At 46.2% G+C, this 11336-nt stretch carries 7 protein-coding genes and 3 pseudogenes; 9 read left to right on the forward strand and 1 reads right to left on the reverse strand.

Going from position 1 to position 11336, the window contains the following annotated elements:
• A pseudogene (locus tag IEW48_RS15375) lies at nt 1-280 on the forward strand (group II intron reverse transcriptase/maturase); the annotation flags it as partial.
• A gap of 613 nt (nt 281-893) precedes the next feature.
• A pseudogene (locus IEW48_RS15380) lies at nt 894-1051 on the forward strand (transposase); the annotation flags it as partial.
• A 68-nt stretch (nt 1052-1119) separates the two neighbouring features.
• Here IEW48_RS15380 and IEW48_RS15385 read toward each other — a convergent pair.
• Complete coding sequence (locus IEW48_RS15385) at nt 1120-2583, reverse strand: sigma-54 interaction domain-containing protein (RefSeq protein WP_268236583.1); 1464 nt, start codon at nt 2581-2583, stop codon at nt 1120-1122.
• A gap of 305 nt (nt 2584-2888) precedes the next feature.
• Here IEW48_RS15385 and IEW48_RS15390 point away from each other — a divergent pair, with 305 nt between their 5' ends.
• The 7 genes and pseudogenes from IEW48_RS15390 (at nt 2889) to IEW48_RS15425 (ending at nt 11132) form a co-directional block, all read left to right on the forward strand.
• A complete protein-coding gene (locus IEW48_RS15390; RefSeq protein WP_188624541.1) occupies nt 2889-4136 on the forward strand; it encodes a Zn-dependent hydrolase in 1248 nt (415 codons plus the stop codon).
• Between the two features lie 40 nt (nt 4137-4176).
• On the forward strand, nt 4177-5466 hold the full coding sequence (locus tag IEW48_RS15395; protein WP_188624534.1) for an ArgE/DapE family deacylase: 1290 nt from the start codon (nt 4177-4179) through the stop codon (nt 5464-5466).
• Nucleotides 5467-5510: 44 nt separating this feature from the next.
• A complete protein-coding gene (locus IEW48_RS15400) occupies nt 5511-5693 on the forward strand; it encodes a hypothetical protein (RefSeq protein WP_188624535.1) in 183 nt (60 codons plus the stop codon).
• Between the two features lie 16 nt (nt 5694-5709).
• Nucleotides 5710-7302: a sodium:solute symporter family protein gene (locus IEW48_RS15405; protein WP_188624536.1), complete on the forward strand. Its 1593-nt coding sequence runs from the start codon at nt 5710-5712 to the stop codon at nt 7300-7302.
• Nucleotides 7303-8017: 715 nt separating this feature from the next.
• Nucleotides 8018-9370 carry a 4-aminobutyrate--2-oxoglutarate transaminase gene (gene gabT / locus IEW48_RS15410; protein ID WP_188624537.1) on the forward strand — a complete coding sequence of 451 codons (1353 nt, stop codon included), beginning with the start codon at nt 8018-8020 and terminating at the stop codon, nt 9368-9370.
• 65 nt (nt 9371-9435) lie between these two features.
• Nucleotides 9436-9970: pseudogene (locus tag IEW48_RS17240) on the forward strand (aldehyde dehydrogenase family protein); the annotation flags it as partial.
• A 316-nt stretch (nt 9971-10286) separates the two neighbouring features.
• The gene (locus IEW48_RS15425; protein ID WP_188624539.1) at nt 10287-11132 is read left to right on the forward strand and encodes an ATP-dependent DNA ligase; all 846 of its coding nucleotides are present in this window, start codon (nt 10287-10289) and stop codon (nt 11130-11132) included.
• Nucleotides 11133-11336 lie beyond the last annotated feature (204 nt).

The raw sequence follows: 11336 nt of genomic DNA on the forward strand, positions 1-11336 counted from the left end.
ATTGCGTTTGATTCGCCATTGGCTGATCCTTGAGCAGGTTGAGAAGATTAATCAGATGTTGCGAGGGCACTACAATTATTATGGGATGGCAGGAAATTTAAAGTCACTCTACAAGGTGTACCAAGCAACAGATAAATATTGGCACAAAATGTTATGCAGCCGTAGCAGGAAAGGTTATGTGACATGGGAGAGATATGCCCAAATCAAATCCTGGTTTCCTATTGTGCGTCCGAGAATTTCAATCCCTTATAAGGAATTGAAATTGTACGTCATACTGTGAATCCATTTCTGAAGAGCCCGGTGCGGGAAATCTGCACGCCGGGTTCTGTGGGGGTTCGGGCCACCAATTGGGTGGCCTCTCTACCCGGAGACGGGGGTTAGTCACCCCCTCCTACTCGATCTATTCACTATGATTGTAAATTTCTTTTGTAAAAAGAAGGAACAAGAGAATATGTGTCGAAATTGAAAAAATAACCATCAAAAATAAGGAAGAGCACCGAATGAACCGGGTATTACGTACGTGGATTTACCCTTGTGATTTTGTCGTATATTTGTTTTTTGGCTTTTATTTTCGCCGTTTTTGTCGAGTGGGTGAAGGGAAACAGCTTCGATTCCTTTTCTCTTGTTGTGGTTTACGTGGGAATTGTATTGTGGCTAATAGGAAAATGGAAAGTCAGAAGAGAAAGGCATAAAAGCGCCATCAAGTCTCCAGACAAGGGATTCGGAAGTTGGAAACACTAGGGTTTAAGGTCATGGTAGAGCCGTCAAATCAAACAGCGTAGTTAATCGAAACAGCAACCAACAGGTGCATTAACATGACTCGTTCCAGCAAATACCAATCTGCTGGTGTTAACATCCCCTAGCTTTTTTGCGGTTTTTTCATGGACTTAAATTTTCGGGATAGGTCCATGCGTCAAACGATCAAGGAGATAGAAACGAATGTGGCATATCGATGGTTAGGTTACGATTTAGCAGAAAAAATTCCGCACTCTCAATCTTTGTAAAAAATTATGTTCGTCGTTTTCAAGACACTGCCATGTTTGAAACAATATCTATCGTATTCTGAAATAAGCTGTAGAGCATGTCTTTGTCGATCCAGAGGTCGTCTTATTGTTGCCATCATGGCCCATCTCTCTTCTGACTGTAGGCAGATGCAAAATTTCTGGGATACGGTGTCCAGGGCTTTTTTAAGTGGTTGATATGATATTTTTTTATCCGTCTCATCAAAGCAGATTGTGAGATCCCCAAGACCCTGGCGGCTTTGCGGGTGGAGCGGTGCCGACGCAGGACCTGCTGTATGATCTCTTTTTCGATGCGGGCCAGTTTGTCCGGCAAGGTTTCTCCTTTCCCCAGTGATACTGAGCTGGACACCAATACAGTGTTGATCTTCCCGTGTAGGTCATCGACCATGATTTCATCATTTTGAGCCGTAATCACCAAGCGTTCTACCAGGTTTTCCAATTCTCGGATGTTGCCCGGCCAGTCATAGTCCACCAATGCGTCCAGCGCTTCCGGTGCAAAGGTGCGGCGCAGGCCATACTTCTGGTTATATTTTTTTAAAAAGTGATGGAGTAAGGGGATGATATCCTCTTTGCGCTGGCGTAAGGGCGGGATATGGACGGGCAATATATTTAAGCGGTAATAGAGATCAGAGCGGAACCGTCCTTCTTGCACCATCTCCCCCAAATTGCGGTTGGTGGCAGCGATAATGCGGACATCCGCCCGGTGTAACCGGGTGCTGCCGATGGGCATATATGTTTTATCTTGCAAGAGTTGCAGCAGTTTGGGTTGCAGGTGCAAAGGCAGCTCGCTGATTTCATCCAGAAACAGTGTGCCTCGGTGGGCAGCCTCCACTAATCCTTTTTTTCCCGTGCCATCGGCTCCTGTAAAGGCCCCTTTTTTATAACCGAACAGTTCCGATTCCAGCAAGGATTCCGGGATGGCGGCGCAGTTGATATGGACAAAGGGGAGCTGGTGGCGGTAACTCAGATTATGGATATATTGGGCAATGACATTCTTGCCTACCCCGGTCTCCCCGGTAATCAATATCGTGGTGTCCACTTTAGCAACTTGCTCGCACAGTGCCATTAACTCTTTGGACGCCTTGCTGTGGCCGATGAAGATGGGGGTGGAGGGATGTTCGTGACGGTTCAGTTTTAATTTGCGAATTTCCTGGCTGTATTTCTGTAATAAGGCCTCTATCTCTTCCAGTTGCGAACTGGCCCGGACAATCTCGGTGATATCCCGGGAGTGGGCCACCACCAAATCGATGGCCCCCTCTTCGTTTTTGATCAAATGGCCAGACACCAGATATTTCCGTCCGTTATTGCAGGTTTGGACGGTGCTGACCATCTTTTTCTTTTCTAAAGTTAACCTGGTTACCGAGGGAGAAAAGATACCTTCTTTCTCCAGTTGATACACGCTTCTCCCGATCAATTCCGAACGGGGTTTGCCGATGATTTTTTCACTGGCATTATTTAACCAGAGGGTAATACCTTTAGCATTAGTGATATAAATACCATCCGCCATTGAATTTAAGATATCAAAGAAATGGATCTCTTTTAAAATGTCCTTGTTTTTCACTAAACAACCCCCTTACCATAAATATTATCATAATTGAATTTTTTGGGTCTATTCCGAATCAATTGTTAGAGTTAGAGACTTAAAACTGAGTCGAAAACGAAATAATTGAAACGAAAAAGAATCAAAACAGGACAAGAGGGAGGATCATCTTAAATCGATTAAGTGAAAAGATCTATAAAAAACAGTAATTTTGGTCAAGATGGTTCATCATTTTTTGGCATGACATTTGCAATTATAGAAGTGAGAGGGTCAGTTGACTTCGTCAAAAATTTAAAAATAAACTTCTAAGGAAGGGACAATCGGTGATGAACCATTCTCTGTTAAAAGTAAATTTGAAAAGATTGAAGCAAACCTTGGCTGCTAGTTCAAAGATTGGGAGACTGCCCAACGGCGGATTATGCCGGCTGGCTTTAAGTAATGAAGACAAAGCGATGCGCGATCTGTTTGTCACTTGGCTGAAAGAAGAGCAATTACAGGTGCGGGTGGATGATTTCGGCAATATTTACGGCCGGCGACCGGGCAGGAATCCTGATTCCTCACCGGTGATGATCGGCTCCCACCTAGATACGCAGCCCCAAGGGGGGCAATATGATGGTGTACTAGGCGTATTAAGCGCATTGGAAGTGATCCGTGTTCTCAATGAACACAACATTGAGACCGAGCGGCCCATCGAAATTGTTAACTTTACCAATGAAGAAGGGGCTCGCTTTGAACCGCCGATGCTTGGTTCCGGCGGTCTAGCCAATATCTTTGATGAACAGTATGTTTTCAACAGAGAGGACCGCCAGGGCAGACGGTTCAAAGATGAATTGGCACGCATTGGTTATGCCGGCAAAAAAGAGAACCGGGCCAAACAGATTTATTGCTTCATTGAATTACATGTGGAACAAGGATCGGTATTGCATAGAGAACAGGTGTCGATTGGAGCGGTGGAAGGCATTCAAGGCATGACTTGGCTGGAGGTCCGGGTGACGGGTGAAGCGGATCATGCCGGGCCCACCCCTATGTCCATGCGTAAAGATGCGTTGGTGGCGGCAGCTAAAATGATTACGGCCATTGAACAGGTGGCTGATGAAGTTGGAAGTGGGGTCACTACCACGGTGGGCCGGTTGGCCGTGGAGCCGAATGTGGTGAATTGTGTGCCGGGCCAGGTGGTTTTCTCTGTGGATATCCGCCATTTTGATGATGCTACCCGTCGGCAAACGGTCCATCTGGTCCAGGAAAAAATCAGCACCATCGCGGTAATGGCGGGCGTGGACATTGAAATTAATAATTTGTGGGAAACGGAATCGACCCATTTTGCCCAGGAGATTGTGGACCTTGTCATGCAAGGGGCTGAACAGTATGGTTATTCCGCTCGGCGAATAGTGAGCGGCGCCGGGCATGATGCCAAATATATCAATGCCATCGCACCGGCGGGGATGATTTTCGTGCCCAGTATCAACGGCAAAAGTCATTGTCCGGAAGAATTGACGCTGATGGAAGATATCGAAAAAGGAGCCAATGTCCTGTTGTATGTTACCCACCAACTCGCCCAGCATCGAGGTGACTGATCGATGAAAAATACACATTTATGGGAAGGAAGTGAAACAGATGAGCGGTCAAACATCCGCGTCAGTGGTTGAACGTGTCTTTCGCGCAGTGGATGACCTATGGGAAGAGGAAGTGGCTTTCCTGCAAAGGCTGGGGCGATATCCCAGCACCCTTGGCAATGAAACAGCCATTCAGCGCTTTTTAGCCGACTATTTCGCCCGTGAACTGCATTTGGAGGTGGATCAATTCATACCGGATCCCAAACAGTTGGCGACCCATCCCGGCTATTCACCGGTTGAATGGTCTTATGCCAACCGGCCTGTAGTTGTGGGGAAATGGCGGGCACAGGGGCCGAAAACCGGTAAAAGCCTGATATTGCAAGGTCATGTGGATGTGGTGAGCCCGGAACCGGTCTCACTGTGGGATTACGATCCCTGGGGCTCAACCATCGAGGGAGAGCGGATGTATGGACGGGGGATTATGGATATGAAGTCTGGGATTGCCGCCTTTATTTATGCGGTAAAAGCCATTCAACAGGCTGGAGTGGAATTAGGGGCCGACCTTCTCCTCAAAACAGTCATTGAAGAGGAGTGTACGGGAAATGGAACACTGGCTACTCTGGAGAAGGGTTATAAAGCTGAAGGGGCACTCATTCCCGAACCATTTGGCCCTCGAGCGTTGAAGGCACAAGTGGGCGTGATATGGGTCCGGGTCAAAGTGAAGGGATTGGGTGCCCATGTGGAAAGAGCCGATAGGGCTGTGAATGCCATCGAAAAGGCCTATGTATTAATTGAGGCACTTAAACAATACCGGGCGTATATCAACAATCTTCCCAAGCACCCCGACTTTCAGGATCATGAGCATCCTTTGAACGTAAATGTCGGAGTGATACGTTCTGGAGATTGGCCATCCAATGTACCTGCAGAATGTACATTTGAAGCTCGAATCGGTTTCTATCCGGGAATCGATCCCCAACAGGTGAAGGATGACGTCAAGAGATGGTTACTTCAAGCCGCCAGGCAAGACGAGTGGTTGCGTAAGGTGGAGCCAGAAATTAGCTTTTACGGTTTTCATGCCGAGGGAGTTTCTCTCAACCAAAATTTAGAACTATTCAAAATCTTGGAAAAGGCACATGAAAAATCGACAGGAAACAGACTGACTTATATGTCTGCTACCGCTACCACTGATATCCGTTTCTATCATTTATACTATAACATTCCGGCCACCTGTTACGGGCCGATAGGGGCCAATATGCATGGTGCCAACGAATGGGTGGATCTCAACAGTGTGAAGCAGGTTACCAAAACATATGCAGCTTTTATTCTCGATTGGTGCGGGGTTAGAACTTAGGGAGAAAAAACTTAGGTAAGAGGTTTTAAAGAGGGGTGAATACCATGAATTTCGATGTCTTCCTGTTGTTCTTTAATGCTACTTTAACCACCGTTCTTTCAGCAGTGATTGTCATTTGGATTCTAAGGAAACAATACTTGCCTGTAATTAAACGCCTGGAACAAGAGCAATCTGATCTGACACAATCGACTGAGGACAAACCTTCTCAGACTCACTTTCATCAATAAGGGGGAAATTTAAGGGATGACTAATCTAATATTTGCTATCTTTTTAGCGTTTTATATGATTGTAGGTGGTTTGATTGCCCGCTATGTCAAAAGTAAAGATGATTTTTACATTATGGGTGAAAGAGGATCGACGCTCTTAATTGTGGGGACATTGGCAGCCACATATCTGAGTGCGGTTACCTTGTTGGGGATTGCAGGGATTTCTTATGCCGAAGGTCCACTGGTAATTGCCACTCTGGGTTCTTTCGGGGCCTGGATTGGCACCTTGCTGGCTGTGATCTACGTTGGCCGGAAGATGAAAGCCTTAGGCTGCCGAACCATGCCTGATTTTTTTGAGCAGCGTTTTAAAAATAAAGCGGTTAGTACAATTGCTGTCATTATCATGATTATCGGGTTGTTAGGTTATGGAGTGATCCAATTAATCGGAGCGGGGCTTGTTCTGGCTGAAATTACGAATATTTCCTTTCCGATGCTGATTGTGCTGTTTACCATTGCACTACTTATCTTCTGTGCATTAGGTGGCATGTATGGCGTTGTGGTAACGGACACACTGATGTTTTTTAACATGTTGGCTATATCAGTTATTATTGCCCCCATGATTATCGGACAGTCTGGATTTGCCCAAATGAAAGCATTAGCTGATACTATTCCTTTTTATTGGACACTGGGAGGAGCTGAACAAAGACCTCTGGGTTGGTCTATCTCTCAATTTTTGGTCTGGATTTTGTTCTTCACATGTATTCCGGCACTGGTGTCAAGAGTTTTCCCGGCCAAAAATGATTTTGTACTCTTAAAAGCAGCCGTTATTGGTGTCTTCTTTGCCCCCTTTATGCAAGTGCTTGTGTTTATTGCTGCAGGAGCCATGCAAGTCTTGCAGCCAGGTATTACACCAACTGACCGTGTCATGGTCGTTGCGTTTTTGGATTATGTCCCTCCTGTCTTGGGAGGGGTTGGCCTGGCTGCCCTGATGGCTTCCATTATGTCAACGGCATCCACTTTGTTTGTGTTAACTGGTTTCGCTTTGGCAAGGGACCTGTATGAAAATTTATTTCAAAACAAACTAACGGAAGCAGAAAGCCTGCGAGTAGGCCGTTATGCCCAAGTGATTGTGGCCATCGTGGTATGCATTATTGCTATTATGCGTCCTTCAGCCATTTACTGGATTTCCATCTATGCCGGAGCGATTTTTGCTGTGGGCTGGTTGCCTACGATTGTGGCCGGCTTGGAATGGAAGCGAATGAACAGCAAAGCAGCCATCGTCAGCATGGTGGCAGGTGTGACCAGCTTTATTTCCATCTCCGAATTGGCCAGTCGGGGTATCATCACATTACCGGTTCACATTGATGCGCTCATGATTGCCGTCGCCATTTCTGTAGTTTCTCTCATTGTCACCGCTATAGTGACCAAACCGACAGAGCACGAGCTGAACTATTATAAACACATGAAACAAACAAGTCTTGCTAAAATAACCATTGAACAGATTTTAGCTCAGCCCAACGGCTTGAACAAACTGAAAAAGGAATATCAATCCACTTTAATCATCGCCATAACATTTGTCATTATAGCTGTAGTGATCTGGGGCTACTTCTTTGTTATGTTAGGGTTATAGACAGATCGTATTGTGAAAACTTCCAATGGTCAAATTTTGCCTTTCTGCTGTTTTCATATTCAGTTATCGCTTCAAATGTTTGAAAGCCAGTGACAATTTCTTTTTTTGTCACTGTTAAAGGCTGAATCATACAAATGACTTCACTGTTTTTGTTGCAGAAGTTTACTTTCATTGATGTCAATCCTTTCGAGCATTAGTATGTGATTAAGAACGATAGATTTATGGTGTATTCGGCATGGGCGCCCGACTATCTTATAAAACAAGAAGCCATCATGTTACTCAAGAACCAATACACCTATCTGCTGAAACACCCATTACCGTTGATTGAAAATGGTGCATCGTGAAGGAAAAGAATGTCATTATTCTCACGAATTTATTTGGAACGGAGCACGCAAGAAATCATGATTTGTATCGCATTTGCTGGTAATGAACTCGTTTTCAAATGGATGAAGCAGCACTTAACCACAAACATATGTTTGGAACCAGCAATGCTGACGTGTACAACCAAATTCGCGCTGTTCTCATTACTTTTTGTCTGTCTGTGCTATTACAGTTTAGAGTTTGACATCTCGGAAGGCTTCTCATCATTCAGAAGTTCCTGTAACGGAGTCGGGAAGCTTCGCTTAAGTTCGCTGCAGTTCTTGTCCATTTAAAACATTGCTTTGCAAATCGGTTTTTCATATGAAATCTTTATTGATGAAGGAGGAACGTTTAAATGCAGAATGTGCAAAGAAAGTTTATTCGCTTAAACACGGAAATCCCCGGTCCGAAAGCGAAGGAACTGTTGGTAAGAAAAGAAAAAAACGTCCCCCGGGGGCCGTTTAATACGGTCCCATCCTTTGCGCAAAAGGGAGAAGGAGCTTTGTTGACGGACGTCGATGGAAACACCTTCATCGATTTCGCGGGAGCGATCGGCATGTTGAACGCCGGCCACTGCCCGCCGAAAGTCGTGAAGGCGTTAAAAGCGCAGATCGAGCAATACATTCATCCTTGTTTCCACGTGATGATGTACGAACCGTATGTGCGATTGGCGGAAAAATTGAATGAGATTACGCACGGCACGCACGCGAAGAAAACGTTTTTCCTGAACAGCGGAGCGGAAGCGGTGGAAAACGCGGTGAAAATCGCCCGCAAATATACAGGAAGAAAAGCGATCATTTCCTTCGAAAGAGGGTTTCACGGCCGCACGCTACTGGCGATGTCGCTGACGAGCAAGGTGAAACCGTACAAGTTCGGATTCGGTCCTTTCGCTCCGGATACGTACAAAATGCCGTATCCTTATTATTATCGCGCTCCCAAAGGGATGACCCCCGAGGAGCTCGATCAGGAGCTTTTGCGCCGTTTGGAAGATTTCTTCCTCGCCGAAGTACCTGCGGAAGAAGTAGCGGCGATCATCATGGAACCGGTGCAAGGGGAAGGGGGATTCATCGTACCGTCGAAAACCTTCGTGCAAGGCGTGAAGCGGATTTGCGAAAAGTACGGCATCCTCTTCATCGCTGACGAGGTGCAGACCGGTTTCGGGCGCACGGGGAAAATGTTTGCGATGGAACATTTTGACGTCGTTCCGGATTTGATGACGATGTCGAAATCGATTGCGGCCGGATTGCCGATCAGCGCTGTGACCGGCAGGGCGGAGATCATGGATGCGCCGAACCCGGGAGAGATCGGCGGCACCTACGGCGGAAGCCCGCTCGGTTGCGTGGCGGCGTTGAAAGTGATCGAAATGATGGAAGAGGACGGCCTCGTCGAGCGGGCGAATGCGATCGGCAGGCAGATCCTCGAACGCTTCAAAAAGATGCAGGAAAAATATCCGGTGATTGGCGACGTTAGAGGGCTTGGAGCAATGTGCGCCCTCGAGCTCGTAAAAGATCCGGAAACAAAAGAACCGCATAAGGAGCTGGCGGGACGGATCGTTCAGGAGTGTAACCGACGCGGTCTGATCATCTTAGGATCGGGTCTCTACGGAAACGTCATCCGTATCCTCAGCCCGCTCGTGATCACCGACGAGCAATTGCAGGAAGGTTTGGACGTGTTGGAAGAAGTGTTTGCGGACCTCGTCAAAGCGTGATTGCCACGCATCAAGATAACAAACACGGGAGGCGTTTTGCATGAAGAGGAAGTTGTTCATCGGGGGGAGAGTGGGTAGAAGGGGAAAACTACTTCCCCCTTTCCTCTCGGTATTCCGGGGAACCGATCGCCGAAGTCCCGCAAGCAACAGTCGAGGAAGTGGATCGCGCGATCGAAGCCGCTTACCGCCCGAGGGAGACCATGGCGAAGATGCCGGCGCATGAACGAGCGGTGATTTTAGAAAGGCTCGTGGCTTTGCTGAAAGAACTGGAAGATGAAGCAGCGCACATCATCGCCACGGAAGCCGCCAAACCGATTTACGACGGCGTAAGGCGAAGTGGCCCGCACGATCCAAACGTACAAGTTTGCCGCGGAAGAAGCGAAACGGATCCACGGGGAAACGATTCCTTTGGATGCGGCGCCGGGTGGGGAAGGAAGAGTTGCGTATACGGTGCACGAACCGCTTGGGGTAATAAGTGCCATCACGCCCTTTAACTTTCCGATGAACCTGGTGGCCCATAAAGTGGGACCGGCGATCGCCGCCGGGAACACGGTCGTGCTGAAGCCAGCGGAGCAAACACCGTTGAGCGCCTATTTTATGTACGCCCGGCATGGGTGCGTTACTATAGGATAAAAGTCCCGAACGAGGGCTGGCGAGCGCCTATCGCTTGAAGGCAAGGGTATCCGCTGTGAGAAGGAATATGAAAAAATCGACATACCATTTCTTTTAAATTATCTATTTATGTCAATTCGTGCGCTTGCCCGGGAAAGTATAACTTTTGGATGCAGTCAGGGTTAGAACTTTGAATAGGTGATTAGCCCATCAATATAGCAATACCTAAGTAAATTTTACCTTTATTTCCTAGTCTAATTTACCTATCTTACCGTTTATAATTATGGTAAGGTAGGTGTAGCATATGTTCTTGGAACCTATGTTATGTGAAACTTCAGATAAACCTTTCAGTGACGTTAAATATCTCTTTGAACCGAAATTTGATGGGCACAGGCTTTTAGTCCCAAAAATAGGAGACATAGTTCGGCTTTATACTCGGCACAGTAACAATTGCACTCATAAGTACCCAGAACTTCCTAATATTCCGGCGTTAGATAGCAAAGACATCATACTTGACGGGGAGGTTGTGGTTTTAGATAGGGAAAAGGGCAAGCTTGATTTTGAACTTGTTATGAGGCGTTTTCAGGGCGGTAGCGGTCCTGTTGTACAGTTTGTGGCTTTTGATATACTCCATTATGATGGAGAGGATTTGCGCTCTCTGGATGTAATGGAAAGGAAAAAGTTTCTAAGTGATGTTGTAGAAGAAAATGCCTTTTATAGTGTCATCCGATATGTGGACGGTGAAAGGAAGGCATTGTTTGAAGCTATACAGCGACATGACTTGGAAGGTATTGTAGCCAAACGTAAGGACAGCAAGTACGAGGGCAAACGTTCAAAGGCATGGCTAAAAACGATAAATTACAAGTATGAAACAGTGGAGATCGCAGGGTACCGAAAAGATGAGTTTGGTTGGTTAGCCGAGATTAATGGTCGTCCAGTTGGTGTGATTGAACTTGGTGTTCCTCCAAAACATCAAAAAGCCTTTTCTGAAGTGAGTCGTCAGTTGATCGTTGAAGAAACAGAGGATATTGTTCGACTGGAACCATTGATCAAAGCTAAAGTAAAATTTAGGAACTGGACAAGGAAAGGTTTTATGAGATCGCCAGTGTTTATTGATTTTGTTACAGAAGGAACTGAAAAAACAAGCTAAGTGGTAAACATTTGTGTGCACAGATCCTATAAGCCCCCTAATGAATTTGGACAACTAAGGTGTGATCTATTAAACTATTAACTCAACTTTCGCACCTTGAAAAACACGAGAATCCCTTGATTTAACTGGGGAATTTGGTCAAAAAACGCGAAAAACACCCAATCCTTTGGTAAAATGAAGTTGTCTAAACCAACATCTACCAAG

It is taken from the genome of Caldalkalibacillus thermarum (assembly GCF_014644735.1).
In the GTDB taxonomy this organism is placed as follows: domain Bacteria; phylum Bacillota; class Bacilli; order Caldalkalibacillales; family Caldalkalibacillaceae; genus Caldalkalibacillus; species Caldalkalibacillus thermarum.

Coding starts and splice junctions, on each gene's coding strand:
- IEW48_RS15405 (WP_188624536.1), top strand. CDS start 5,710: ATGACTAATCTAATATTTGCTATCTTTTTAGCGTTTTATATGATTGTA.
- IEW48_RS15390 (WP_188624541.1), top strand. CDS start 2,889: ATGAACCATTCTCTGTTAAAAGTAAATTTGAAAAGATTGAAGCAAACC.
- gabT (WP_188624537.1), top strand. CDS start 8,018: ATGCAGAATGTGCAAAGAAAGTTTATTCGCTTAAACACGGAAATCCCC.
- IEW48_RS15400 (WP_188624535.1), top strand. CDS start 5,511: ATGAATTTCGATGTCTTCCTGTTGTTCTTTAATGCTACTTTAACCACC.
- IEW48_RS15395 (WP_188624534.1), top strand. CDS start 4,177: ATGAGCGGTCAAACATCCGCGTCAGTGGTTGAACGTGTCTTTCGCGCA.
- IEW48_RS15425 (WP_188624539.1), top strand. CDS start 10,287: ATGTTCTTGGAACCTATGTTATGTGAAACTTCAGATAAACCTTTCAGT.